The sequence below is a fragment of the Ktedonobacter robiniae genome (genome assembly GCF_016587375.1).
In the GTDB taxonomy this organism is placed as follows: domain Bacteria; phylum Chloroflexota; class Ktedonobacteria; order Ktedonobacterales; family Ktedonobacteraceae; genus Ktedonobacter; species Ktedonobacter robiniae.
The window spans coordinates 197,878-223,229 of sequence record NZ_BNJG01000006.1 but is presented as its reverse complement, the minus strand read 5'-3'; the positions used below and the strand labels follow the sequence as shown (position 1 = coordinate 223,229).

The 25,352-nt window shown below is 54.0% G+C and carries 17 protein-coding genes and 7 pseudogenes; 11 read left to right on the top strand and 13 right to left on the bottom strand.

What is annotated here, in order from left to right:
* Window positions 1-184: 184 nt before the first annotated feature.
* The 3 genes from JMJ04_RS44945 (at window position 185) to JMJ04_RS44935 (ending at window position 3,812) form a co-directional block, all read left to right on the top strand.
* On the top strand, window positions 185-2,458 hold the full coding sequence (locus JMJ04_RS44945) for a PAS domain S-box protein (protein ID WP_201376872.1): 2,274 nt from the start codon (window positions 185-187) through the stop codon (window positions 2,456-2,458).
* A gap of 9 nt (window positions 2,459-2,467) precedes the next feature.
* Window positions 2,468-2,776, top strand: a complete 309-nt coding sequence (locus tag JMJ04_RS44940) for a response regulator (RefSeq protein WP_201376850.1) — start codon at window positions 2,468-2,470, stop codon at window positions 2,774-2,776.
* 199 nt (window positions 2,777-2,975) lie between these two features.
* Window positions 2,976-3,812, top strand: coding sequence for a cold shock domain-containing protein (locus tag JMJ04_RS44935; RefSeq protein WP_201376849.1), 837 nt, complete (start codon window positions 2,976-2,978; stop codon window positions 3,810-3,812).
* 11 nt (window positions 3,813-3,823) lie between these two features.
* On the opposite strand, the pseudogene JMJ04_RS44930 reads toward JMJ04_RS44935, so the two are convergent.
* The 8 genes and pseudogenes from JMJ04_RS44930 to JMJ04_RS47805 form a co-directional block, all read right to left on the bottom strand.
* Window positions 3,824-3,967: pseudogene (locus JMJ04_RS44930) on the bottom strand (IS6 family transposase); the annotation flags it as partial.
* Between the two features lie 268 nt (window positions 3,968-4,235).
* Window positions 4,236-5,561: an integrase core domain-containing protein gene (locus JMJ04_RS44925; RefSeq protein ID WP_201376848.1), complete on the bottom strand. Its 1,326-nt coding sequence runs from the start codon at window positions 5,559-5,561 to the stop codon at window positions 4,236-4,238.
* A gap of 152 nt (window positions 5,562-5,713) precedes the next feature.
* A pseudogene (locus JMJ04_RS44920) lies at window positions 5,714-6,112 on the bottom strand (IS6 family transposase); the annotation flags it as partial.
* Between the two features lie 649 nt (window positions 6,113-6,761).
* Complete coding sequence (locus JMJ04_RS44915; RefSeq protein WP_201376847.1) at window positions 6,762-7,394, bottom strand: hypothetical protein; 633 nt, start codon at window positions 7,392-7,394, stop codon at window positions 6,762-6,764.
* Between the two features lie 82 nt (window positions 7,395-7,476).
* Window positions 7,477-8,295 (bottom strand): IS6 family transposase, encoded by an 819-nt coding sequence (locus JMJ04_RS44910; RefSeq protein ID WP_201376846.1) that lies wholly within the window; start codon window positions 8,293-8,295, stop codon window positions 7,477-7,479.
* A 391-nt stretch (window positions 8,296-8,686) separates the two neighbouring features.
* On the bottom strand, window positions 8,687-9,046 hold the full coding sequence (locus JMJ04_RS44905; protein WP_201376845.1) for a cupin domain-containing protein: 360 nt from the start codon (window positions 9,044-9,046) through the stop codon (window positions 8,687-8,689).
* Window positions 9,047-9,614: 568 nt separating this feature from the next.
* Window positions 9,615-10,067: pseudogene (locus JMJ04_RS44900) on the bottom strand (IS6 family transposase); the annotation flags it as partial.
* 697 nt (window positions 10,068-10,764) lie between these two features.
* Window positions 10,765-11,205, bottom strand: a pseudogene (locus tag JMJ04_RS47805) (IS6 family transposase); the annotation flags it as partial.
* A gap of 135 nt (window positions 11,206-11,340) precedes the next feature.
* On the opposite strand from JMJ04_RS47805, the gene JMJ04_RS44895 reads away from it, so the two are divergent.
* From JMJ04_RS44895 to JMJ04_RS44865, 6 genes are all read left to right on the top strand, one after another.
* Window positions 11,341-11,799, top strand: a complete 459-nt coding sequence (locus JMJ04_RS44895) for a hypothetical protein (RefSeq protein ID WP_201376844.1) — start codon at window positions 11,341-11,343, stop codon at window positions 11,797-11,799.
* A 992-nt stretch (window positions 11,800-12,791) separates the two neighbouring features.
* A complete protein-coding gene (locus JMJ04_RS44885) occupies window positions 12,792-14,186 on the top strand; it encodes a mercuric reductase (protein WP_201376843.1) in 1,395 nt (464 codons plus the stop codon).
* Between the two features lie 53 nt (window positions 14,187-14,239).
* Window positions 14,240-14,851, top strand: coding sequence for a sulfite oxidase-like oxidoreductase (locus tag JMJ04_RS44880; RefSeq protein WP_201376842.1), 612 nt, complete (start codon window positions 14,240-14,242; stop codon window positions 14,849-14,851).
* Window positions 14,821-15,579, top strand: coding sequence for a ferredoxin reductase (locus JMJ04_RS44875; RefSeq protein WP_201376841.1), 759 nt, complete (start codon window positions 14,821-14,823; stop codon window positions 15,577-15,579). Before JMJ04_RS44880 ends, JMJ04_RS44875 begins: the two co-directional genes overlap by 31 nt.
* Window positions 15,576-15,842 carry a DUF6510 family protein gene (locus tag JMJ04_RS44870; RefSeq protein WP_236039167.1) on the top strand — a complete coding sequence of 89 codons (267 nt, stop codon included), beginning with the start codon at window positions 15,576-15,578 and terminating at the stop codon, window positions 15,840-15,842. The genes JMJ04_RS44875 and JMJ04_RS44870 overlap by 4 nt, the downstream gene beginning before the upstream one ends.
* Before the next feature lie 167 nt (window positions 15,843-16,009).
* Window positions 16,010-16,453, top strand: a complete 444-nt coding sequence (locus JMJ04_RS44865) for an HAD family hydrolase (protein WP_201376840.1) — start codon at window positions 16,010-16,012, stop codon at window positions 16,451-16,453.
* A gap of 138 nt (window positions 16,454-16,591) precedes the next feature.
* Here JMJ04_RS44865 and JMJ04_RS44860 read toward each other — a convergent pair.
* Window positions 16,592-17,411 (bottom strand): annotated as a pseudogene (locus JMJ04_RS44860) (IS6 family transposase).
* Window positions 17,412-17,518: 107 nt separating this feature from the next.
* Here JMJ04_RS44860 and JMJ04_RS49380 point away from each other — a divergent pair.
* Window positions 17,519-17,680, top strand: a pseudogene (locus tag JMJ04_RS49380) (transposase); the annotation flags it as partial.
* Between the two features lie 459 nt (window positions 17,681-18,139).
* On the opposite strand, the gene JMJ04_RS44850 reads toward JMJ04_RS49380, so the two are convergent.
* From JMJ04_RS44850 to JMJ04_RS44835, 3 genes and pseudogenes are all read right to left on the bottom strand, one after another.
* Entirely contained in the window at window positions 18,140-19,537 is a 1,398-nt protein-coding gene (locus tag JMJ04_RS44850; protein WP_201376839.1) for a mercuric reductase, read from the bottom strand.
* Window positions 19,538-19,646: 109 nt separating this feature from the next.
* Window positions 19,647-20,384 (bottom strand): annotated as a pseudogene (locus JMJ04_RS49375) (IS1 family transposase).
* Window positions 20,385-20,707: 323 nt separating this feature from the next.
* On the bottom strand, window positions 20,708-21,646 hold the full coding sequence (locus tag JMJ04_RS44835) for an NADP-dependent oxidoreductase (protein WP_201376836.1): 939 nt from the start codon (window positions 21,644-21,646) through the stop codon (window positions 20,708-20,710).
* Window positions 21,647-22,229: 583 nt separating this feature from the next.
* On the opposite strand from JMJ04_RS44835, the gene JMJ04_RS44830 reads away from it, so the two are divergent.
* Window positions 22,230-23,048, top strand: a complete 819-nt coding sequence (locus JMJ04_RS44830) for an IS6 family transposase (RefSeq protein ID WP_201376835.1) — start codon at window positions 22,230-22,232, stop codon at window positions 23,046-23,048.
* 505 nt (window positions 23,049-23,553) lie between these two features.
* Here the strand turns inward: JMJ04_RS44830 and JMJ04_RS44825 are convergent.
* A complete protein-coding gene (locus JMJ04_RS44825) occupies window positions 23,554-24,942 on the bottom strand; it encodes an FAD-dependent oxidoreductase (RefSeq protein WP_201376834.1) in 1,389 nt (462 codons plus the stop codon).
* Window positions 24,943-25,352: the final 410 nt, after the last annotated feature.

Here is a 25,352-nt window from a genome sequence, read left to right as displayed (position 1 = left end):
TGCTCATTGCTCCTGGCCTCTCCGGGAAAAGCACGTATTGCATACACACACTTTTCATCGCTTGTTCCAACTGATGTGACAGAAGAGGGATCATCGCCATTGCATGATATTTCTTGAGGTTCAAAGCGGGAAAACATCGTTGCCACCAGGGATGGGGAGACGTGAAAGGGAGAGAGACAGTATGATGTTCAATCCACAAAGCAGCGAGTCAAGCATGCTCACATCGCGTGACACGCTCCTCAGCACGCTTGAGACACTTCCTGGTGCGTTGTTTGTCGTCGATGACGCCACAACGATTGTGTATGCCAATGCGAGCGCGCAGACCATGCTCGGCACCACACAAGAGGCGCTTGTTGGAAACAGCTTCTGGTGCCTTGCTCCTCACCTGGTGAGCACAACGCTCTACCAGGCGGTGCTCAAGGCCAGGCAGACGCGGAAACGGACCGACGTGGACTATCGTTCCCCGGTGACCCAGACCTGGTTTCATGCACAGATCTCGCCCACCGGAGTGGGCCTCGCGGTCTTGTTCCAGGAAAACACAGAACCAACGCAGTGCCAGGACGCCCTTCGCCAAAGTGAACAGCGGTATCGGGATCTCCTGGAGCACAGTGCTGAGCGGGTCGCGATGTTGACACCGGAGGGACTGATCCTGGAGATCAGTCAGCGTCCCTTGACGGACGCACAGGTCCAGCTCGAGGAGGTGATTGGCAAACCGCTCACCGCTGTTCCCTGGTGGTCGTCTGTCCCGCATGCCCAAAGGCAATTAGGTGCGGCGATCGAACAGGCCAGACAGGGAGAGACGGTACGCTTTGAAGCCCGCGTCTGTCCACACCCAGGAAGGTATCTCGACCTTGCGTTGACGCTGACGCCCCAGTGCGGGACAAATCAGCAGGTCGAGTATCTGATCTGTAGGGGATTCGATATTACCCGGTACAAGCACGTGGAAGAGGAACTTCGTACTGTGCTCGATACCGTGCCCCAATTTGTCTGGGTCAGGCGGCCTGATGGTTCCATCGCCTACTGTAATCGACGCTCGCACGACTATGCCCACGAGATGGCCGAGCAATGCACAGAGGATGAATGGCTCCAGCACCTGCCTCCCACTGACCGGCTGTGCATCCAGGGTATGTGGCCCACAGCCCTCCGAACGGATATCACGCATGATGAAGCGGTCTCACTTCAGTTTGTACATCCTGAGGATCAAGAGCGGGTCCTGGCTCTTCAGCGCCAGGCATTGGAGACAGGGGAACCCTATGAGTTTGAATATCGCCTCAGGGAGAGACAGCCGGGCACCTATCGCTGGTTTTTATCACGGGGTGTGCCGCTGCGGAACGAGGAGGGGCAGGTTGTCCAATGGGTTGGCACCTGCACCGATATCCAGAGGCAGAAACAAACCGAGGACGCCTTGCACCAGAGCCAAGAACGCGTGAACCATCTCATGAGTTCCAGCGTGATCGGGATCTTTTTCGCCGAAGGCGACATGGTGGTGGAAGGGAACAACACCTTCCTGAGGATGACGGGCTATAACCGGGACGAGCTGTGCCAGCGGTGTATCAACTGGGGCAGTTTCACCCTGCCAACCTCGAAGCCCTCGCTGTTCCAGCAAGCGCACCAGGAACTGGTCGTGCAGCAAGATACCACGCCCTTTGAAGCCGAACTCGTGTGTAAGGATGGTAGCCGCCTGGACGTGCTCATGGGAGGAGTGGCCTTTCATGGGGAGGTGCTCCAGGGCATCGGCTTTGTGCTGGACAACTCAGCCCGCAAGGAGCTGGAGCAGCGCAAAGATCACTTTCTAGGGATGGTCAGCCATGAACTCAAGACACCGCTCACGTCCTTGAAGCTGCAAACGCAACTATTACGAAAGCAACTGGGAAAGCAAGGCATCGACAACGCGGATACCGTTCTTTCCCGGATGGAGGCACAACTCAACATGGTTACCCGATTGGTCGGAGAGTTGCTCGACCTCTCCAAAATTCAGGCTGGCACCCTGGAGTATGCCCAAGAAACGGTGAATCTGGACGACGTGCTCCAGGAGGTCGTTGAGATCGTGCAACAGATGCAGACGACCCATACCATCGTCGTGCATCGTGCCGCGTCCCCCCCGCTTCTGGTCGGGGATAAGGACCGGCTCGAGCAAATGTTGCTGAACCTGATCAGCAACGCGATCAAATATTCCCCAGGAGCCAACACAATAGAGGTGGATATCAAGACATCCGAAGAGGCCGTGACGCTCAGTGTGCATGATCAGGGTATCGGCATTCCACGAGAGCAGCGCGAGAAAATCTTTGAGCGCTTCTATCGGGCGGTTGCTCCACATCAGCGCGCCTTTCCAGGCCTCGGAATGGGCTTGTATATTGTCGCGGAGATTGTGAAATACCATGGAGGATCCATCACGATGGAGAGCGAAATGGGAAAAGGATCGACTTTTCAGGTGACGCTTCCCCTGAAAAGAACATAAGAAGCGCACATGGAGACTTTCCAATACCAAGGATGTAATGATGTTCTTGCTGTCAAGAGTATTCTCATTGTCGAAGATGATCCCATCCTTGGCAATCTCCTGCTGGAAGTGCTCCAGAAGGAGACGACCTATCAAGGCTATCTTGCTTCAAGTGGCGAGATGGCGCTGAATATGCTGCAAACGATCACGCCTGCGTTGTTTCTGCTCAATTACCATCTCCCCGGGATGAATAGGCTGGAACTCGCCGACCACCTGCGGCGCCGAGAAGGAGGGAAGCCGAGGTTCAGAGAGGAGCTGCTCAGATTTTTCCCTTTCTGAGTAGATCCTGAGCAGAATCATTTTGACGCAATGCGTGTGTAACAGAAAAACACGCAGTCTTTTCAGATCGCTACAGGTTCAAACGCCCTGTCACCTTGCATACGTCCGCAAGACCAGATAGGATGATAGGGAAGCTTTACGAGAGAGTGACGAAATCATCCCAACCGCTCCGGTATTGAGGGGAAAGGAGTAGACTGTTATGACCACCAATCTTCGGCTCAATGACCAGTTCCCCGATTTTGAACTGCCGAATCACCAGAACGAGCCCATGCGACTCTCCCACTTCACCAAGCCCAGTTTCCTCGACACCCACCTGGGGTTCCAGGACGGGTATCCGCTGATCCTGGTCTTCTTTCGCGGGTTCTTCTGCCCGCGTGACCAGCAGCAGATGCGGCAACTCGTGGAGTTCCAACGCGAACTGGCGGTGAATTATGGCAAGCTCGCGGCGGTAAGCGCGGATCCTCCGCTCGTGCAGGCCGCGTTCCGAGCGGGCCTGGGGGCGCAGTGGACGTTCTTGTCGGATGAACAGCGGGTCGTCATCAAACAGATCAACATTCTCGACGAGACGGAAGGCGAGTATGCCTATCGTGCGCAGCCGTACACGTTTGTGCTGCGGCCAGACTTGCGCATCCACGCCATCTATAATGGCTGGTACTTCGTGGGCCGCCCCACGACTGAAGAGCTGCGACGGGATCTGCGCGCGATCATGGAAACCCGTTCCGATTATCGCTACGAGGCGTATGACACGCCAGAGGTGCGGCGGATTCGCATTCCCCAGCAGGAGTGGCTCAAGGGAAGTCCTGCATTGGGGGAGAACGGCTTGCCGATAGCCCAAGGAGTCGTCCGCTGGTTTGACCCCAACGCGGGGATCGGTATCATCGTGAGAGAAGAAGCAGGCGAGGAGATCTTCTTCCACTTCACGGCGCTTCCTGGACAGGGCTACCGCACGATCAGAGCCGGCGTTCCAGTGCAATTCGAAATTGTCGAGGGGAGGGCCGGGCTAGCCGCACGGAATATTCAGCAAATCAATCTCTGAGGAGGTGCTTCTTAGGCTACCAGCAGCATGTCTTTTAAGACATCCAAGCGTTGACAGAACAGACGGCGTTGGTCGGCAAGAGAAATGCATTGCTTCGTGGGAGTACGAAACCGGAAGAACTGGCGTCCCTCGTCGAACGCCCGGCAGAAGCGTGTATGAATTTGCGTCATCAAGACCCAGAAAGGGCTCCCTCATCGAGGCCAACTCAGCCAGAGCAAGGGAATGGTAGACGGCCCAGCCGAACCGTTTTTGGAGAGAGGAAGAGGCCTGCTCCTGCGGGCAGAGGGTGAGAGCGGGACCACGAGCAAGATGCGCGTCATCAGCAGTTCCCTGAGCAGGACGCAGGGAAGCCTCCTCACGCACTGACGATTGCTGATCCGCCAGAGGCTTGTACTCTCGTTCTCTCCCGTCCCCTCGCGACACCTAGGCCCATAACATGTGCTGGACCAGCCGCTGCCGACGGAAACGCAACTGCCGCTCAAAGGCCTGATCGAGCATCAGTTGGATGGAGCGCGAGAGGGGAAGTGGATGCCCGATCAGGCCTTTGAGCGGCAACTGCTTGATCGTCTGGTCTCCCAGCCAGACGTCCAGGGCCCACTCGGGGGCATGGAGCAACAGCGTCACCTGTTGCCCGCAGAGAGCCCGCGAGATGGAGTAGGTCTCCCCATCCACCGTCACGCAGCCATCCGAACCGATCTTGCGTGCCAGGGCATGCCCATGCAATGCCTGGAGCCACGCGTCCGGATCGACCGGATCTGGCAAGGGTGGCAAGGTGGGGAGCGTCGGAAAGGCTACACGCGGAGGCTGATTGCGGCAGGAGAACCCCTGGTGTGGGCGCTTCTGGTTGTAATGGTGCTGATACTGCGCCGTGACCGTGCGCACCTCCTGCAGCGTGCCGGGATGATGGACCAGCAGACACTCCTCTTTGAGGCTGCGATGCAGCCGCTCTACAAACGCGTTCTTCTTCGGTTGATGGGGAGGACACAGATGTGGCTCAACTCCCACGCACCGCAAAAAGCGGCACAGCGCAGAGGGAAAATCGCGCCCGCTGCGGCTCCCCACCCATCTGGGATCATGGTCAAAGGTCATCATGGGAGGGCAGCCGTAGGTGAAGAGGAAGTTGATGACGGCCTGCAGTGCGGTTTCGGCGTGAAAGTCCGCATGGACCTGAGCATCGAGCCAGATCGAGGTGCCAGCATCCACGGCATTGCAGATCTCCACCACATGCTGCTGCTTGCTGCCGGGTTCGCTTGGATCGGGACGCACGGTGGAAGTGTCCTTGAAGTCGACCTGCACTTCCTGTAGTGGCCCGGGGCGTGGCAGGAGGTGATGCTCATGAGCTTCCTGCTCCACAAGCAGCCCCGTTTGATGCAAGAGGCGCCAAATAGCTCGTGGGGAACGGGGCAGGCGAGCCCCTTCTCGTCGCAGATCGGGATCACGGTGGAAGTAGTACAAGATCGTACGTGGTCCAGGGAGACGCTGCAAGCCCTCGGGGGGCTGCACACGAATCTCTATGATGCGCTGCACAACGCTGGGATCGTAGGCAGGAGGAGGTGTATGTCGCGCTCGCGAGTGGGAACGCAGGACCTCCAGATCATGGGGTGGGGCCTCCTGCAAGCGTTTGAGCCACTTCTTGACCCAGCTCCGTGAGTAGCCAAGCAGACGGGCTAATTGTGTAGGACCCCAGGTCGGGTGACGGACGGCCAAGGTGCGCAGGGCAGCCCGATCGGCAATCCATTGGGCTTCCATCGACAGACTCCTTCGTAGAAACGAGCCTTCCTGGCTCACAAACAGTCTCTCTACCCTCTCAGTCTAGCGCACAAGCGCGCCTAGGAGAAGCGAGGGAGAAACTAAGCAAGGAATCGCAGCTCAGCTGGCCTCGATGGGCAAGCCCTTTCTGGGTCTCGATGACGCAAATTCATACACCTGGTGCCATGGACGTTCACATACGTTTCATCTACGTCCCACGATGTTTTTGCTTGTCCGCGTCGTTTGGCCCGTAGGTGATCGGCGACAAGTGGAGCAAAACGGGCTTCCCAGTCTCTGATCGCTTCATGCGTGAACACAAAGCCACGCTCTAAGAACATCTCAGCGAGATCACGCAGACGCAACTTGTACCGGAGCCGCCACACAACGACGAGCAGGACGATATCGGTAGGATATTCGAGGGAATTGAAGGGAGTCCTAGTCCGCTCGTTGAAGATGCGCTGACAAGCGAAACAACGAAACGTTCGATAGCCAGGTATGGTGCTTTTCTGCCGTTCTTTCGTGGTTGGGGATGTGCAGTGTGAGCAGTTCATGGTTCCTTCCTCATCACGATGTGCTCAATGATCGTCAGTCTACCACAAGGGCTTTTTTCACACCGTCCTTGTTCTCAGTTCTGACGCTTCCACCTGGAGGGCACATACCGCCTGGGACCTGCATCAGGACAGAGCGAACTCTGTGCCAGGTCAGCGCTAGAGCTAGTGAGGCGGGCCAAGCAGGAGCGAGTCATGCTGTGACGACTCCCCACACATAAAGGCTGACATGTATACACAAATATGAACGTTTGCAGAAGATCCTCAGCATGATGCGAGGGAAAGGTGTTGAAAAAAACGCCCCTTGATGCACAGTGATGTGCTTTCAGCTTGGCGAGATGGTAAATAGTGCGAATGATCGACGGTTTTTAAGGGTCTTGGTCACTTTCGGTGGAAAAACACAGCAAAAGATCACGGCAGAAGCCACCCAAGCTCTTTCTTTTCAATTGTTGATGAGCTTAAACACCGAAAGTAAGCAAGACCCGTTTTTAAGGTGAATGTTAGGCAATCGGCGCGAAACATGGGAATCGACCATTCATCGTCTGAGAAAAGCCACGCTACAAGCGGACGTTTGCACATCGTTTTTGTCAATTCACAGCAACGTGGTTCGCCTCATGTTCGCTTCTTTGAGCGTCAGTGACGTGACGACTCGTCATGCCAGTGTGCTGAAGGTGCGTTCGGTGACGGTGCCGTAGACGAGATGCGCGGCCAGATCCGGAGCCAGCTCTGTGAAGCTGTACTTCCATATCGGCTTGTAGAGCCCCAGCAGCGGCAAGGTGACGTAGCTGCTCACCCACACACAGGCTCCGAACGTTGGGCCCGCTGCCAGGGGCAGGCGGCGCAACGTTCCACCGACAACCCCGAAGGTGCAGCCACAGTTGATGCCGTACCCCCAATGCGCGAGGTTATTCGTCAGGCGAGCCCAACGGTCGGCGAGTGGACGTTGCAGCAAGCCCTCATACAGGCGACGGCCCACTTGGGCGGGGGCTGAGACGCTCTCCCAATCGCTCTTGCCGCCGAATTCCCAGGCCAGGAATCGGTCGCTACCGCCGCTGGCACGGTGGCGCGCGTACAGTGCGAGGTCCATCGCCGTGGTCCCTACAGCGCCGGCAATGGCACCCAGGATGATTGCGCCAAGTGGCGTCATGCATCGCATCACGTTGTTCCCTCCTTTGTTATGACAATGATGTTCTGCTGCAGAAACGAAGAGTGGCACTGAAATGTGACAGAACATCACGCTCAACAAAAACAAGAAAACGCTGCCAGGAATTTCCACCGTGTGCATGCAACAAGCTGCTTCTAGGGATGTGTCAGAACAGAGAACACAGAAGATCACAAGGCGTGCTTCATCTTCAAGCTGAATCTGTTTAGGCGACCAGCAACATGGTTTTCAAGGCATCCAAGCGTTGGCAGAAGAGATGGCGTTGGTCCGCGAGGGAAACATGTTGCTTTCTCGTGGTCCGAAACCGAAAGAACTGGCGTCCCTCGTCATATACCCTGCAAAAGCGAGAGGCTGATGTGAAGTTCCCAAATCCACGCATCGGGTAATAGCGCTGTTTGATTCCACGATGATCTTGTTCCAGGTGGTTATTCAAGTAGGCATTCCAACGATGCATGACCTCGCTGCCGAGCATCTCACGAATCGCACGTGGATAGGAGTCATGTCCATCGGTCGTTACCCGCTCCGGGGCGTGACCAGCCGTTGCGAGAGCTTGGCGGAAGAACTGCTTTGCTGCCTCCATATCGCGTTTCTCACTCAGGCGTGAATCGACCACATTCCCATCACGATCGAGAGCGCGATAGAGATACCACCACTTTTCTCGCACTTTGATGTACGTTTCATCTACGTACCATGATGTCCCTATGTGTCCCCGCCGCCTGGTACGCAAGTGTTCTGCAAGTAAGGAAGCAAAACGAACTTCCCAGCCTCGGATCGCCTCATGAGTGAAGACCCAACCGCGCTCGAGAAACATCTCAGCGAGATCTCGCAGACTCAGTGTATAGCGCAGCAGCCAGAGAACGACAAGCAGAACGAGATCGGTTGGATATTCCAGCAAGTTGAAAGGCGTGTTGGTGCGCTCATTGAAGATATGGTGGCACCCTCGGCAACGGAATATCCGGTAGCCAAGTGTGGTTTTCCTGTTTTGTTCTCTTGTCGTTACAGACAGGCAGGACGGGCAATTCATCGGACACGCCTCCTCACAATGTCTCTGTGCTGATCAGTCTCTCACACGCTAGCGGAACTTCGCTTAGAGTCCTGTTCTCAGTTCTGACGCATCCTGAAGACCCGCAAGACGACGCAGCCGTTACAGATTGCGCTTCATGCGGTATTCATCTATGTTCGTTCCTTCGCATTCCAACCTGACGCTTCTTAAGATGCTATCTGCCGGCGTCACTGTCCGGACCTGTAAACTATCCGGTCTCTCCCGCACTTTTGATGAGAAAGTGCAGGAGAGTCATCTCACCCCAAATTGACTCCTTCCCTGGTGAGGGCATCCATCTCTTGCTCGGAAAGATGCCGTTTTCACCAGGGTTCTCTGTCATGTCCTGTTTGGATCAGTTTTCGTCCTCAAGCGGCTAGGCCAGTTTGAAATCATCGAGAACAGACGGATAGCTGAACATGACCAGGACGGAGCAGCCATTCTTCGTCGTATGTGGACCGTGAGCAATCAACGGCTTGACATTGAGTTCCGTGCCCGCCGGATAGGAGATGCCCTCGTTTATGAAATCACCCTCAAGGACGTACAGGGTTTCCGTTGTTCGCTCCTGCAGGTGTCTTGCAATCTCGCTCTCCGGCTCCATTCTCAGGAGGGCCAGCGCTGGACCCAAGGGCTGATCAGCGTTTAAAATCTTGAGCGTGACAGTCCCTTTGGTGTTGGGAAATGGTGCCGGTATCGCCTGGATCTCCGAGGTTTGGAGCGTTTGGTTAAAACTCATAGAACTGTGCCTTCTTTCTGTCTCTTTTTTCTTTCTTCGTCTCAGCCAAGACAGGTGCGCTTGACCTGCTTCTCGTGTAGAGCGAAATGCACGAGAAGTCATGGACCAAAAGACCCATTTTGGAGAGCACCAAACACTGTCACTTGCGTCGTAGTATCTGTCTCTTCAGACAAGAACAGACCACCCATTTCATTATGCAGCTTCCCCCAATCTCAGGGTCTGGTACAGATATGGTGGCCGAAACGTTTTCACCACACCTGCACCAGACCCTGTCATCAAAAGAGCGGTTGACCCACTATCCGCAGCGAGGTTTCGCCCCTACATACAAAATCGAAAGGTTTCGTAAAGGTCTCCATACCGTTTTTTTACATTCTTGAACGAGTCAGCTTGTCGCAAGAAACCAACCAGCCTGTTGAAAAAGTCCTTGCTGAGTTTATAAGAATACCTGAGCTTGCTTGCCCATCGCTTTGTTGAAGGAATAAACCAGCGACAAGAGCGATAAAGGGATGTGTCAGAACTGAGAACACAGAAGATCACAAGGCGTGCTCAATCCTCCAGCCTTCTTCTGTTAGGCTACCAGCAACATGACTTTTAAGGCATCTAAGCGTTGGCAGAACAAACGACGTTGGTCGGCAAGAGAAATGGATTGCTTCGTGGGAGTACGAAACCGGAAGAACTGGCGTCCCTCGTCGAACGCCCGGCAAAAGCGTGATGCTGACGTGAAGCTTCCAAACCCGTGCATCGGAGAGGAACGTTGTTTGATCCCACGATGATCTTGTTCCAATCGATTGTTCAGGTAGGCATTCGTCCGGTACACGACAGTATCGCCGAGGGTCTCGCGGATTGCGCGGGGGGAGGAATCATGCCCATCGGTTGTCACTCGCTCAGGTGCGTGATCAACCATGGTCACCGCTTGGTTGAAGAATCGCTTTGCTGCCTCCATATCGCGTTTCTCACTGAGACGTGAATCGATCAGATTACCATCTCGATCAATCGCCCGATACAGATAACACCAGGTGCCATGGAATTGGATAGGGACACGGCGCAGTACGCTTCTTACGAAGCACCTGTTTCCGCATCCCCTCCACCAAACCCGCCGTGCAACTCATCGCTGCAACGGGCTCTCCACGGTCTTTTGTTCTTTCTTAGGGTAATCAAACGGTCCTACGTATCCAGACCTCTCACCCCTCCTTGAACGAGAACCACCGCACCCTTCCCCGCAGTCCAGTCATTAGCTGGCTTTCAAAGGGTACTATGATGGCTCTGACTGATGATCTCTCCATCGGATGCAGCTATCTTTGCCTGTCTCACAAGCGTTCCAGGCGAAGAGATCACCTCTCACAAGTTTGGACCCTGACATTCTACGATGACCTTTGGGTGGCTCCTTTAGGCCGAATACAGACGCGTCTCGTCTGCCGCAGAAGGGGGGCGCGTTTCTTCCCCTATAACATCGTCTCTTGCTGGGGGGACCCCCAACGTTTTGGTGTAGTAAAAGAGTACACCATACCTCCCACTCACGGTTGTCCCTTAGAGGGCGACTCTCCCTCACCGTGTGAACCTTAACGACCCGTCAAACAGAGCTTTCTTACGTCACCCAGTTTCATCTTTGGCTAGCAAACCGGGTGAGGAGAGAGAGTTTTCTCCTCTCGTCCACATTGTCCAGGCAGCTCTTTCACCTCCGATTGCTCAACCGGAAGCTACGCCTGTAGCCATCAGGCTTTTGGGGGAAGCCTAAATCCTACCAAAGAAGAAATCTCCTTTGCTTCGGAGAGTGTCAGTAGCCAAGTTCTTGTCGCACCTTTTACGTACGTTTCATCTACGTCCCACGATGTTTTTGCTTGTCCGCGTCGTTTGGCCCGTAGGTGATCGGCGACAAGTGGAGCAAAACGGGCTTCCCAGTCTCTGATCGCTTCATGCGTGAACACAAAGCCACGCTCTAAGAACATCTCAGCGAGATCACGCAGACGCAACTTGTACCGGAGCCGCCACACAACGACGAGCAGGACGATATCGGTAGGATATTCGAGGGAATTGAAGGGAGTCCTAGTCCGCTCGTTGAAGATGCGCTGACAAGCGAAACAACGAAACGTTCGATAGCCAGGTATGGTGCTTTTCTGCCGTTCTTTCGTGGTTGGGGATGTGCAGTGTGGGCAGTTCATAGTTCCTTCCTCATCACGATGTGCTCAATGATCGTCAGTCTACCACAAGCACTTTTTTCACACCGTCCTTGTTCTCAGTTCTGACGCTTCCGTGCTGCGCACCTATTTTCCTGCATAAGAGGCTGGTGATCTTTCATGCCAATGCGATCAGATGACCCATTACAGACAATAGCACATACCTTCGATCGTATTCGAAAAGGCCAGGATCCGTGGGTGGCCATCGGGAATTTTTCCAACGAGTGGTTCCTCTATGCTGCCGATCGGCGACCGACTCTTATCGCTGAGGCGCCTTCTTTGCCATTTTCCCCAACCCGAGAGGAATGCCGCTGGGCCAGTTTTCTCGCTGCCTCGGTAGAGTATCTGTGCGAGGAGTACGTTTTGCCTTGTCCAGAATGGGTACACGAGCTGGACGAGCTGGTCCATCTGGACGTCCCCTGGTATCACGTGCTCTATGTCGACGAAGAAATCAAAAAGTGGCTGGAAGTTGCATCCCCTTTAGCATTTAAACAGAGAAATATCTTCTGCGGAAGCCAGGTCTTTCCTGACAAACGATCTCTTCTCTCCCAAGTGCCAGAGGGAGAGCGTATGCGGTAGCTGTGCCAACTGCCGGTCGACACACCACACAAACAACGCGTAACAGAAAATGCCAGGCCATCAACCATGCTGATCCCGCACTACGAGATCAATATTTATTGATGAGTAGAGGCCAAAGAGTCTCTTTCCTCTCAAGGTCGTGGGGACATTTATCAGTCCGAGCGTAAGATCCCTGCCTTTATGTGCTTACACTTACACACAAGTTTGAACGTTTGTAGAAGATCCGCATGAGCATGCGAGAGAAAGACGCCAGGAAAAACGCGTAATGATGCGCAATGATGTGCTTCAAGCTTGGCGAGACACGCGGCTTCTTCTGAGAGAAGCGGGCCACTTCTCGTGTGGGAAAAACAAAGCTTGTGCAGCGCATCGCCTCCACGTTTTTTCTCCAGATCCAATAGTTGTGTGTAAGTGTAAGGGATAAACGGCCTGGAGCTCGCAGGTTGGCTGGAAAGCCAGGAGGAATATGAGCATATCCCTATCCTGCTGATGAGCGCGGATATGCCGCAGGAAGTCAGTGGCAACAAGCATCTCAGAACGCTGCAGAAACCCTTTGAACTGGAAACCCTGCTGCTCCTGGTCGCGGAACTGCTGGCCTGAGCAGCAAATGATGTCTCTGGCGTGGGAAAAGCGTTCTCCAACAGCCATGATGCTCAAGCCCTACTTCCATGATCGGGAAGATCGGCGCGCATAGGGACAGACCAGCATGGATGCCCCCGCAGCGATTTCAAGAGAGCAAGGGAAAGCCTTCTATTGCAAATATCGGCTGACGGAACATGACAACGCCGTTCTCATTTTGGGAACTTAGCTGGAAAAACATGCACGTACCATGAAATGACATCCCTGTAATCTTTTGCATAAAGAGATGGAGATATGCTTGTCATTCTCTTGCACTCAACATATATCTTGAAGATGGAACACCATTATTGAGGTAGGTAGGTTGCTCGTGGGAAGCACCTATTACGTCTACGGAGAAGCAGAAGGAGAACAGTGAGATGCCCCAAGCCACCACCTATGACGCGATTGTGATCGGGACCAGCCGGGGTGGCAGACTCCTCCCCATCACCTTGGCGAAGGCAGGCCAAAACGTGGCGGTGATTGAGCGAGACCATATCGGCGGGGTCTGTGTCAATGTGGGCTGTACCCCCACCAAAACCATGGTTGCCAGCGCGCGCCTTGCCTATCTGGCACGGCGTGGCGCTGAGTACGGCGTCCACACGGGCCCCATCTCGGTTGATCTGCAGGATGTCCTCCAACGCAAACAAGAGATCGTTGAGGGTGCGCGCAAGGGCCACGAGAACCTTCTGACTGCGGCACAAGGGCTGGATCTGCTCAGGGGCGAGGCTCACTTTACCGCCCCAAAAACGCTTGAGGTCTCTTTTAATGGCGGCGAGACGCGAGAAATCACCGCGCCCCTGATTGTGATCGATACCGGCGTCCGACCAGCGCCACTCGCGATCAAGCGCGCCGAGCGTATTCCCGTGCTCAATTCCACCACGCTCATGGAGCTGGATACACTTCCCGAACATCTGCTCATTCTCGGTGGCGGCTACATCGGGCTGGAGTTCGGACAGATGTTTCGCCGCTTTGGCAGCCAGGTCACGATCATCCAGCGCCGTCCACGCTTGCTGATGAGTGAGGATGAGGACGTGTCCGATGAGATCACCAAGATGTTTCGCGAGGAGGGGATCACGGTCCTGACTGGCACCACACCGCAACAGGTGGAACAGCTCAGTGATGAGCGTCTCCAGTTGACCGTGCGCACGCCTCAAGGCGAACAACAGCTGACCGGCTCGCATCTGCTAGCGGCAACCGGTCGTGTCCCCAACACGGAAGCGCTCACCCTCGAAGCAGCGGGCATCCACCTGGACCAGGAGGGCTATATCCAGGTCAATGAGCGCCTGGAAACGAATGTTCCTGGCGTCTATGCCATGGGGGATGTGAGAGGGGGGTCAGCGTTTACCCACGCCTCGTACGATGACTTCCGCATTTTGCGCACCAATCTGCTGGAGCATGGTAACGCCAGCACGCGGGATCGCCTGGTCCCCCATACCATCTTCATCGACCCCCAGCTTGGACGGGTTGGCATGACTGAAAACGAGGCCAGGAAACAGGGTCGCACTATCCGGGTGGCGAAATTGCCCATGACTGCTGTGCCCCGTGCTCTGGAAACTGGCGAGACGCGTGGGTTTATGAAGGCTATCGTCGATGCCAAGACCCAGCACATCCTGGGCTGCGCCATTCTGAGCATCGAAGGGGGCGAGATCATGACCATCATCCAGGTGGCGATGATGGGGAAGCTGCCCTACACCGCTTTAAAGGAAAGCATCTTCACCCATCCGCTCCTGGCGGAAGGGCTCAATCTGCTGTTTATGACGCTTGATTCGTAGGACAAGCTCTCGTTCATCAAAAATACCATGAGAAAGAGATTAGGAGTGAAGAGATGAGCAATGGTTTCGTCTCGCGGGGATTCCGAGGTCGCCAAAAGCCTGGCGACGAGCGCGGGCGAATCCCGCCAGGACAATATCTGGAGCGTGGCTTCCCCGTTCTTTCGGCAGGGCCAACGCCACACACGCCTCTTGCAACCTGGGATTTCTCCCTGCTTGGGGAGGTCGATCAACCAAAACGGTGGACCTGGGATGCCTTTCGCACCCTGCCACATGAGATGGTGACCGCAGACATCCACTGCGTGACCAAGTGGTCGAAACTGGATACCCACTGGGAAGGCGTCTCTGTCGAGACGCTGCTCGAGCAGGTTGCACACGATGCCAAGTACGTGATCGCCTTTAGCGATGGCGGCTATACTACCAACCTTCCGCTGGAAGAGGTGTTGGGTAGGAAGGCATGGGTGGTGGATGCGTATGAGGGGCAGCCGCTCCCCCCTGAACATGGTGGACCAGCACGCCTGCTGGTTCCCCATCTCTACTTCTGGAAGAGCGCCAAGTGGGTTCGGGGTCTGCGGTTGGTCGCGCAGGATGAACCGGGCTTCTGGGAGTCGCTTGGCTACAACAATCACGGTGATCCATGGAAAGAAGAACGATACCGGGGCGACTAAGCTGGCAACTTGGCGAGGTCGTGGCGACGCAGGAAGAAACAGCGCGAGCGAAGAGCATCACGCTCGCCGTTCCGCACTGGAACGGGCATCGACCAGGACAGCATGTGGATGTGCGCCTCACGGCTGAAGACGGCTACCAGGCGGAGCGTAGCTATTCGATCGCGTCTGCTCCCCAGCAGGAACCACGTGTAACGCTCACCGTCGAACGGCTCGATGATGGGGAAGTGTCGCCCTACCTCACGGGTGAACTCCGTGTCGGTGACCAGCTGGAACTGCGCGGCCCAATCGGGGGATACTTCGTCTGGGAGGAGCAGATGGGTGGCCCTCTCTTGCTGGTAGCTGGGGGATCGGGGATCGTGCCATTGATGGCGATGATCCGCTATTGGGCTGCTCTAGGGAGCACAATTCCGATCCGTTTGCTGTATTCGTCGCGATCATACACAGAGGTGATCTACCGTGACGAACTCGCTCGCCTGGTCAAGGGCAACACGAAGCTTGAGGTGGTGCAGACGCTAACCCGGGAGCAACCGCCTGGGTGGACAGAGTATCATCGTCGGATTGATACCGAGATGCTGCGTGAGGTGGCATGGCCAGTTGATCAACGCCCGTTGCTGTTCATCTGTGGCCCAACCCCATTCGTCGAAACAACCGCCACGAGTCTCGTCACATTGGGATACGAACCTGGACACATCAAAACCGAACGATTCGGACCCACAGGAGAAACATGATGGAGAACAAGCTTGATGGCAACGCTGCCGGGGGCATCCTGCAAGAGATCTTCCCCTTTGAAATGACGCAGGTCCAGGCAACCTGCACAGGCTGCGGCACAACCGCTGCCATCGGTGCATTGGCTGTCTACATGCATGGGATGGGGACGGTCATACGCTGCCCCTCCTGTGATACGGTGCTCATTCGCGTAGCGCAAGGAAGGGGACACTACTGGCTAGATATGCGGGGAGTGCGCGTTCTTCAGATCAACACAGAGGTCTAGTACTGGAAAGCAACAGTATTGCGGAGGAAAAGGAGAAAGCCAGCATACAGGCGAAGAGGCTTGCGTATGCGGAAAGGTGAACAATGCAGCAGCTACGGGCAATCATCTTTGATCTGGACGGGGTTGTAACTGATACCTCGGAATATCATTACTGAGCATGGAAGCATTTGGCCAATGACGAGAAGATTCCATTTACTCGCGAGGAGAATGATGCCCACTTACGAGGCGTAGGACGACGCGAGTCGCTGGAGTATCTTATTCTTGGCCGGCAGTATTCGGAGCAACACATTCAGGAGATGATGGAGCGTAAGAATCGCTATTATCAGCAATTTATTCGCTCCATGACGCCTGCTGACGTCGTCCCTGGCGGACGCGAACTTTTACTGGAGATTGGCCAGCGTGGGATCAAGACGGCTATCGCATCCATCAGTAAAAATAGCCATACCGTCCTCGAACATCTCGGACTCATTCCGCTCTTTGATGGCATCGCCGATGGCTGGTGCGTGGTCAACGGGAAACCTGCCCCGGATATCTTTGTGTACGCCGCGGGCATGGTTGGCGTCGGTACTGTCAACTTAAACGGAAAGCCTCCAAAAAGCAGGACGGTATGATACAATCGACGCATGAAAAAGAATGAAGCATCTTCCCTCTACAAAGGTTTCCGTTTTCCCTCCGAAATTATGGTAGTGTCAGAACTGAGAACTCAACAGCCAGCAGGGTATAATGTTTCTCAAACCCCATCGGTGGAACTATGAGACGGCACCCATCAGCTCTCGTAAAGCCAAAAGTCGCTCACAGAAGAGTTGCCGCTGTTGCATCAGTGGCAGCGTTTCTTTTTCCATGTGGCGAGGACGGAGATACTGGCGCAATTCGTCAAAAGCACGACAGAAACGAGCTGCTGACGCAACGTTCCCAAAGCCACGCATGGGGGAGTAGCGTTGTTTCATGCCACGATGATCTTGTTCTATGCGATGGTTGAGATACTTATTCGTCCGATGCGTCACCTCATTTCCCATGGTTTCACGTACGGCGCGTGGATAAGAACGATGCCCATCTGTGGTAACAGATTCTGGAGCACGGCCAACTACCGCGAGAGCTTGCTGAAAGAACTGTTTTGCTGCATCCATATCTCGCTTCTCACTCAGCCTCGAGTCAACCAGATTGCCATCAGCATCAATCGCCCGATAGAGATAGCACCACTTTCCGCAGACTTTGATAGAGGTTTCATCGACGTACCACGACTTTCCCGCTTGACCACACCACTTGCTTCGCAAGTGGTCTGCAAGCAAGGGAGCAAACCGCTTTTCCCAATCTCGAACCGTTTCATAAGGAAAAACGAAGCCACGCTCCAAAAACATTTCAGCCACATCACGCAAGCTCAACTTGTAGCGTAATCGCCACAGAACAACGAGCAAAACGGCATCAGTAGGCACTTCAAGGTAGTTAAAAGGGGGCCGGTTCGCTCATTAAACGTTGATCGGCACTCAGGACAGAAAAAAACGGATATCCAAGCTTGGTTTTCTTCGAACGCTTCCTGGTGGTGGCAGCGGCACAATAGGGACAGCTCATTCGCCGATGTTCCTCATTCCATATTCTTGACAGGGTTAGCATACCAGAAAAGGAGCTTCTCAGCCAAGATGAGGTTTGAGTTCTGACAGAACCCCTTCACGAAATGGAAGCAGGAGATCCTGGCGTTTTTCCGTTTTTTGCCGACGCGCATCTCCAACGGATTTGTCGAAGGCAAAAACAATCGGACCAAGGCCATCATGCGCCAGGCGTATGGCTACCGCAACCTTGGAAACCTGCGTCTTCGCATCCTGATCGGAGATGCGATATGACGCGTTATTACCTCATCCTTCCCCCGGAAGGACGGAGACCCGGTTTTTCCTCCATCATGAACGAGATAAGACCCTAATTCACTCAGTAAAAGCCCCTGCTTCTGATCCCTGAATCGCAAGATCGCAACGCAAACCTGCAACACTGTTCGTACAAGACGCTTATCTAACAACTTATCAAGGGTGTTAAAAGAGGTGAAAGGAATATTTCAAGTTCTTGCGCTATAGCCTGCGAAACTTGCTGAGGATCTTGTTCGTTTGTTTGAAGTGTGTCATACTTGGGCTGCATCGATGTGAAAAGCCTCCTTACGCTCTCTGTTTCGTTTGTTTTCTACAGTTTAGCGTAGGAGGCTTTTTTTGCCTAGCATCCACTTTTTTTAAGTTCCTCATCACTCTGGTGGTCCTATGGGAAGCTCAAAAATCCGGGATGACTCATAACAAAAAGGTAGTATCAACGTAACCCTAAGAGTCGAGCGTCATAAACAGTGCTTTGAGCCCTTCAGCCAGGGTGGGATGCGTGAAAATGCCATCTCTCAAGGTGGTGTAGGGCAGCTTGCCCATCATCGCTACCTGGATGATGGTCATAATCTCGCCGCCTTCTGCTCCCAGGATGGCACAGCCCAAAATTTGTTGGGTATCGGCATCGACGATGGCCTTCATGAAGCCGCGCGTCTCGCCGGTTTCTACGGCACGGGACACGGCGTTCATGGGCAATTTGGCCACCCGGATGTTGCGACCCTGTTTTCTGGCCTGGTTTTCGGTCAGGCCAACTCGCCCAAGCTGGGGATCGATGAAGATGGTATGGGGGACCAGGCGACCTCGTGTGCTGGCGTTGCCCTGCTCAAGCAAGTTGGTACGCACAATGCGGAAATCATCTAAAGAGACGTGGGTGAAAGCAGGCCCACCTTTGACATCTCCCAGCGCGTAGATGCCAGGAACGTTCGTTTCCAGGCGCTCATTGACCTGGATGTAGCCCTCCTGGTCCAGGTGGATGCCCGCTGCTTCAGGGGCGAGCGCTTCCGTGTTGGGGACACGACCGGTTGCCGCCAGCAGATGCGAGCCGGTAATCTGCTGTTCTCCCTGAGGCGTGCGCACTGTCAACCGCATGCGTCCACCGTCCAGTGGCTCAATCTGTTGCGGCATTGTTTCGGTCAAGACCGTGATCCCTTCCTCGCGAAACATCTTCGTGATTTCGTTAGAGACATCTTCATCCTCGTTCATGAGTAAGCGTGGACGAGGCTGAATGATCGTGACCTGGCTGCCAAAGCGGCGAAACATCTGCCCGAACTCCAGCCCGATATAGCCGCCACCAGTGATGAGCAGGTGTTCGGGGAGCGTATCCAGTTCCATGATCGTGGTGGAATTGAGCACGGGAATACGCTCGGCGCCCTTGATCGTGAGTTGTGCTGGTCGGTCCCCAGTATCGATAAAAATCAGTGGCGCGGTGATCTCTCGCGTCTCGCCGTCCTTGAGAGAGATCTCAAGCGTCTTCGGAGCGATAAAATGGGCCTCGCCCATTAGCAGATCGAGACCCCGTCCTTGCAGCGCTGTCAGGCGGCTCTCGTGGCTGTTGCGAACACCCTCGACTATGCCTTGTTTGCGCTGGCGGACGGTCCGCAGATCGACCGAAATGGGGCCGGCGTGAACACCGTACTCGGCCCCACGTCGTGCCTGATAGGCGAGGCGTGCGCTGGCAACCATCGTTTTTGTCGGGGTACAGCCGAAGTTCACACAGACACCGCCTATCTGGTCGCGCTCGATGAGCGCCACTTTCCGGCCTGCTTTTGCAAAATCGATTGGAAAGAATCTACCGCCCTTACTGGCGCCGATCACAATTACATCATAGTGTGTCGAAGTCATTTGTGCTCATCTCCTTCTGGTGAGGCTGCCAGGGCTAAGGATACATCGGCCCCGGTAGCCGTTCTTGTTAAGTTTGAGTCTGAGAGCGCCCTCGACTATACGGTAGTGGTTAGATGGTAAGTGATAAGCCCAAATTATACTGAACAATAAACCACTTGGTAACCATTTCATGAGATTCGTCAGATTTGGAAAAGGACAACGTTTGTCGAACGTAGCAGTCTACTCGTTGACGCAAGGTGTTGTTCCAGCGTTCCATATGCGCAGTCTCCCCAGTTTCCTTCCCAACACAATGATGAGTTTCAGTTGGGAACACGTTGGGAACACGTACTGATAGGCATGCCAAAAATCACTGAAGGTATGGCAGTGTTTGTATTCATGCGGGATGGCTTACCAAAGCCGAAGACAGGTCGCTTTGCTTCGGTCTCCAATAGCAAAGGCAACGATTTGGCGGGTTCGGCGGCACATTGCCGTCTACAACCACCGCGCCTGGTCTTTTTTGCGCACAAAACTCCACATTTCATCGAGTTCGAGCACATCATCTGGGATCGCAGGCGGAAGGGTTTCTTTGACATCATGCGAGTTTTGGACGTGCGCTTTGAGCCACCCCGCAATGGTTGACCGTGCCATGGCAAAGATTCGTGCCACTCCACGTAGGCTATACCGTTCCAGATAAGTCTGCAGCACGGTTTGTTGCTCAGTTTCTGAAGACGCTTGCTGGCGTGAGAACACGATAGGTGCCACAGTCCTTGCAGTGGTATTGAGCATTTCCACAACGATTGGCTCCATTTTTGACAATATTTGTACTTCTACAGACACGGCAAACGTGTATCATCGTTTCTTGAATCATACCCCCAATTCTATCTCATCACTTACCACCTAACCACTACCCACCTGAGCAGTTATTCCCGGGGACAGCGACGAAGAACGCTCTCAAGTCATATCACTGATGAGCTAAACCTCGTTGCACATCCCGTGAGACGCAGGCGTCCAAAGAGGTCTTGTCAACTTCCAAAATTGTTGATGAGCTCTCACAGCTCCGATGTTATTTTCGCCAGGGTTCTCCTGACTATCAGGTCAGAGATAGAGAGCTCTCTCCACGTTGCGGCCATTTTTGGCATGGAAGCTCTACAACTTTGGCTGAGTTGACAAGACCGGAAGATGAGATTACGTTCACCCTTCCAGGCTAAGCACAATTTTTCCCTGGTGGTGCCGTGTCTCCAAGCGCTCGTGAGCCTGGCTGGCCTTTTCCAAAGGAAACACCTGGTCGAGGTGGACCGTCAACTGACCGGCATCGACGAGCTTCGTTAGTTCGGCCAATTGTTGCCCATCGGGGCGGTAGTAGAGCAATTGCGTATCAATGTGACGGGTAGGTGTTACCTGCTCAAGATCAACAATCGTGACGAACCGCCCACCATCACGCACAACCTTCAGACTTCTTGCCGCCGTCTCTCCACCAACACAGTCCAGAACTGCATCGATACCCTTGGGATGAGCCGCCTGGACCACGCTCGCGAAGTCCGTCTGTGCGTAATCAATGAGTTCACTGGCTCCAAGCTGCTGAAGGTATGGATGGTTCTTACTGCTCGCAGTGGCAATGACGTGGACTCCTAAATGAGCAGCAAGCTGAACGGCAAGCGTGCCTGTTCCTCCAGCCGCACCGGTAATCAGGAGCGTTTCTCCTCTCTGCATCTTCAGCACTTCATAGATTGCCTGGTAAGCGGTAAGCCCGCCGATAGGAAGCGCGGCTGCGTGCAAGGCATCGAGAGAGGATGGAGCTGGCGCGACGAGATGCGCAGGAACAGCGACAGACTGGGCATAATGACCAATGCCGACCTGATACGTCGTAGAGATCACGCGGGTTCCTACGTTCAGCCCGGTCACCGTAGCCCCTACCTGTTCAATGATCCCTGCTGATTCCCAACCAAGAATGAGCGGAAACTGTTGTCCTTCCAGCGTCAGGCTCCCTTGCCGCGCCTTCACATCCCACATTCCAACACCTGCTGCCTGAACGTGAATAATGACCTGATCCGGGCCACAGGTTGGCGCAGGTAGGTCTATGAGCGTGAGACGATCAGGCCCACCAAAGGCGGTAATGGCGATAGCTTTCATACGTTGTCCCTTGTCCTTTCACAATTCTTTTTTTCTTTTCGTTCTACCAACGTTACATATGTCTCCTAGAGAAGTCAGGCGGATTCATTCAAACGGAGAGACTTTCTCTCCGTACGCTGCTTTCTGCCAGGATATGATGAGACAAGTGTGAACAAATGAGGTCGTGTTGCAAAAAATGTAAAGCTCAGCACATTAGGTAGAGCCACATTACCTGCACCACTTTCTCAGCCCATTTTTTTTTGCAACACGACTATTCATGCTCGCTCCCTCTGGACATTTCCTTTATCTGCTTCTTCAAGAAACTTTCTTTTCCTGACACGAGAAGCATACTCCAATAATAGTCTTGTCAAAAGAGCCATTTTCAGGTAGACGAAAGGGGCCATTGAAGAAAGATTTCAATCCGTGTCAAGACGTTCAGGAACGCAGATACCGTATGCCGAAAGGCTGGAAATCACTCTTGACCAGAACGCATCCATCCCACTGTACAAACGGATGCGTCAGAACTGAGAACAGGACATCAAGCAGAGTTCCACAAGGCGTGATAGACTGATCAGCACAGGAACGTTTGGATGAGGAGTATCCTATGAACTGCCCATACTGCATGTCAGCGACCTCCACAGAACAGAACAAGAAAACCACACTTGGCTATCGGATGTTCCGTTGTCGAGGATGCCACCATACCTTCAACGAACGCACTAACACGCCTTTCAACTTTCTGGAATATCCGACCGATCTTGTCCTGCTTGTCATCCTCTGGCGGTTGCGCTATAAACTGAGTCTGCGAGATCTCGCTGAAATGTTTCTCGAGCGAGGTTGGGTCTTCACCCATGAGGCGGTCCGAGACTGGGAAACCCGGTTTGCGCCGTTGTTAGCAGACCAACTGCGAGCCAAACGACGTGGGCAAGCAGGTCGATCCTGGTTTGTCGATGAAACGTACATCAAGGTGCATGGGAAGTGGTGTTATTTGTATCGTGCTATCGACCGTGATGGCAATCTGGTTGACTGTATGTTGAGCGAGAAACGGAATATGGAGGCCGCCAAGTGCTTTTTCAGGCAGGCAGTCGAGACAGTTGGACACAGACCAGAGCAGGTGACGACCGATGGACATGATTCCTATCCGCGCGCGATTCGTGAGACACTTGGTAGCCAGGTTCACCATCGTTGCAATCCCTATCTCAACAACCGACTGGAACAAGATCATCGTGGGATCAAACAACGCTACTACCCGATGCGAGGTTTCGGAAACGTAGCCTCGGCAGCCCGATTTTGTCGCGCTTTTGATGAGTTACGGCAGTTCTTCCGCTTCCGCACGACAATGAACCAATTAGTGCCTCTTGCCCAACAACGCGCTCTGTTTTGTCAACGACTGAACAGCTTGAAGGCTCTCAGAATGAGAGCCTAAGCCCAAGGAGAGAGGACGAGACGTCGTCCCACAATTTTGTTGCTTCTCCTGTTCTCAGTTCTGACGCTTCCCTCGATTTCTCTCATCTTCTGCTCTTTTTGCCTCCCACACCTCCGTTTCTACCATCTTTCGGGAACGAGGTGTTCGGTTCCGCGCGGTTCTCGCCTACCCCATGAGAGATTAGCTCTTCAACAACCTCGTTGCGCATCGCGTGGGCAAGGCAAGGTAAAGACAAACTTCGCTGCAACGATTGGTAGTGCAACCGACGAAGCAGTCCTGCCGGGTCTGATTACTGTTGGCTTGGCAAAGGGCCCGAACCAGATGCAGGTCCATACTTTCGATCCGGATGGTAAACCTGCCGCGCGTTCTTTTCACTTGGCCTGCTTCCGCGATTAATACCATCTGTTGTTGATCTTTCAGCATAAGGGCGATCTCTGGTGATCGCCCTTTTCGAAAGAATATCGTTCAGACCGCCTGCTTGCGTGGAGAGAGCAGAGGCGATTGGCTATGGAATGAGACCAAAGAGGTCATTCAAGACTTCGGAGACGCTTGGATGCGTGAAGATGTTATCACGCAGTACCTGATAGTCCATATCCGCATGCATGGCCATCGCGACCGTATTGATGACCTCATTGGATTCAGCACTATAGAGCGTACAACCAAGAATCTTCTGAGTACGAGCATCCACGATCGCCTTCAACAGTCCCGCAGGCTCTCGCATCATCTGCACCCGCGTATTGGCAGCTGCCGGAAGTTTGGCCACTTTGATCTCATATCCCTGACGGATGGCCTCTGCTTCTGAGAGTCCAACGCGGGAGAGTGGAGGCGAGATGAAGATGGAATACGGCACGTGCTGGCGGGTGCGTGTGGAATGTTTTCCCCCTCCATTCAGTTGATCGCGGATAATCCGAAAATCGTCCAGTGAGATATAGGTGAATTGCGGTCCCCCATTGACGTCTCCAACGGCCCAGATGTTGGGGACTGTGGACCGCAGATACTCATCGACCTTCACAAAGCCACGCTCATTGGTTTCCACACCGACCTTTTCCAGGTGGAGCTCCGCTGTCACGGCTGCGCGCCCCGTTGCGACCAGGACGGCTTCTCCAACCAGCGTGTGGGTCTGTCCCTGTTCGTCCATAAATGCAACAGCGGTTTGATTGGCCTCATCTTGAATCTGTTGGACTTTCGCGTGAAGGTGGAAGGTGATCCCCTGGTTCTGCATCGTCTGGTAAACGGCTGCCGCAATGTCGCGATCCTGTGCGGGCAGAAAGACGCCTTGCTGTTCTAAGACGATGACTTCAGCGCCAAAGGCCCGGTAAATAGAGGCGAACTCCAGACCGACGTAGCTACTGCCAATCACGATCAGGTGACGGGGCAATTGCTTTAATTCCATCAACGTCGTACTATTGTAGACGTGTCGGCTCTGCTCCAGACCCGGAATCTGGGGAATAGAAGGCTCTGTGCCTGTACTGATGATAATCTTCTCGGCCCGTATCTGAAACACATCCTGAGTGTCACTCAGGACGACCTGTACCTCGTGCGGAGCAATGAAACTGGCAAGACCATCAATGACACGGATATGAGGATTGGTATGCAGCTTGTCGTAACTCTTTTGTCGCAACGTGGTAACCAGTCGCTGCTTCTCCTCGATCGCCTTCCTGTAGTAGGTCTGCTTCTCTTCATACGTGTTGGGATGATGGCTGGTGGCATGTTCAGCAGACAAGACGAGCGACTTGGTAGGGATACAAGCGATATTGATGCAGGTTCCTCCATACATCTCCTTCGACTTTTCCACGACGGCCACGTTCTGTTCTTTGTTCCCCAGGAAGGCGGCAAGCGTCCTGCCACCTTTGCCGAAACCAATGATCAGCGTATCAAAGTGCAGTGTTTGCATGGATGGGAAACTCCCTCGTGCTCAACTGAGAGAACGTCTTGTTCCTCACTGTTTACTGGACAGGTAAAACAACTCTTCCTGCGATTCTCTCATCGTCCTATTCTTTCCAAACTTGCGGGCTCAATCTTTCTGCTCAAACACAGAAGCGTTCTATTCCTCTTCAATGAGCATGCCTTCTATTCCTCCTCAATGAGCATGCCTTCTATTCGAGTGTACTCCCCCGGACAAAAAGCACCAAACTTAATCGTCCATTCGCAAATGCAACTTTTCCCGCTGACGAAATCCTGCTTGGGGGGGATTTCACGTTGATTTTACTGGAGATGGCAACTTAGCAACTGCTTCTTTTCCCGTAGCAGATTTCGTGACTAGGAACTATACTTCGTGGAGGGCAGAATCCAAAGATCACGCAG

Bases quoted from the DNA above. Each gene is read 5' to 3' on its own strand.
- JMJ04_RS44945 (WP_201376872.1), top strand. From the start codon at position 185: ATGTTCAATCCACAAAGCAGCGAGTCAAGCATGCTCACATCGCGTGAC.
- JMJ04_RS44940 (WP_201376850.1), top strand. From the start codon at position 2,468: ATGGAGACTTTCCAATACCAAGGATGTAATGATGTTCTTGCTGTCAAG.
- JMJ04_RS44935 (WP_201376849.1), top strand. From the start codon at position 2,976: ATGACCACCAATCTTCGGCTCAATGACCAGTTCCCCGATTTTGAACTG.
- JMJ04_RS44925 (WP_201376848.1), bottom strand. From the start codon at position 5,561: ATGGAAGCCCAATGGATTGCCGATCGGGCTGCCCTGCGCACCTTGGCC.
- JMJ04_RS44915 (WP_201376847.1), bottom strand. From the start codon at position 7,394: ATGCACACGGTGGAAATTCCTGGCAGCGTTTTCTTGTTTTTGTTGAGC.
- JMJ04_RS44910 (WP_201376846.1), bottom strand. From the start codon at position 8,295: ATGAATTGCCCGTCCTGCCTGTCTGTAACGACAAGAGAACAAAACAGG.
- JMJ04_RS44905 (WP_201376845.1), bottom strand. From the start codon at position 9,046: ATGAGTTTTAACCAAACGCTCCAAACCTCGGAGATCCAGGCGATACCG.
- JMJ04_RS44895 (WP_201376844.1), top strand. From the start codon at position 11,341: ATGCCAATGCGATCAGATGACCCATTACAGACAATAGCACATACCTTC.
- JMJ04_RS44885 (WP_201376843.1), top strand. From the start codon at position 12,792: ATGCCCCAAGCCACCACCTATGACGCGATTGTGATCGGGACCAGCCGG.
- JMJ04_RS44880 (WP_201376842.1), top strand. From the start codon at position 14,240: ATGAGCAATGGTTTCGTCTCGCGGGGATTCCGAGGTCGCCAAAAGCCT.
- JMJ04_RS44875 (WP_201376841.1), top strand. From the start codon at position 14,821: ATGGAAAGAAGAACGATACCGGGGCGACTAAGCTGGCAACTTGGCGAG.
- JMJ04_RS44870 (WP_236039167.1), top strand. From the start codon at position 15,576: ATGATGGAGAACAAGCTTGATGGCAACGCTGCCGGGGGCATCCTGCAA.
- JMJ04_RS44850 (WP_201376839.1), bottom strand. From the start codon at position 19,537: ATGACTTCGACACACTATGATGTAATTGTGATCGGCGCCAGTAAGGGC.
- JMJ04_RS44835 (WP_201376836.1), bottom strand. From the start codon at position 21,646: ATGAAAGCTATCGCCATTACCGCCTTTGGTGGGCCTGATCGTCTCACG.
- JMJ04_RS44830 (WP_201376835.1), top strand. From the start codon at position 22,230: ATGAACTGCCCATACTGCATGTCAGCGACCTCCACAGAACAGAACAAG.
- JMJ04_RS44825 (WP_201376834.1), bottom strand. From the start codon at position 24,942: ATGCAAACACTGCACTTTGATACGCTGATCATTGGTTTCGGCAAAGGT.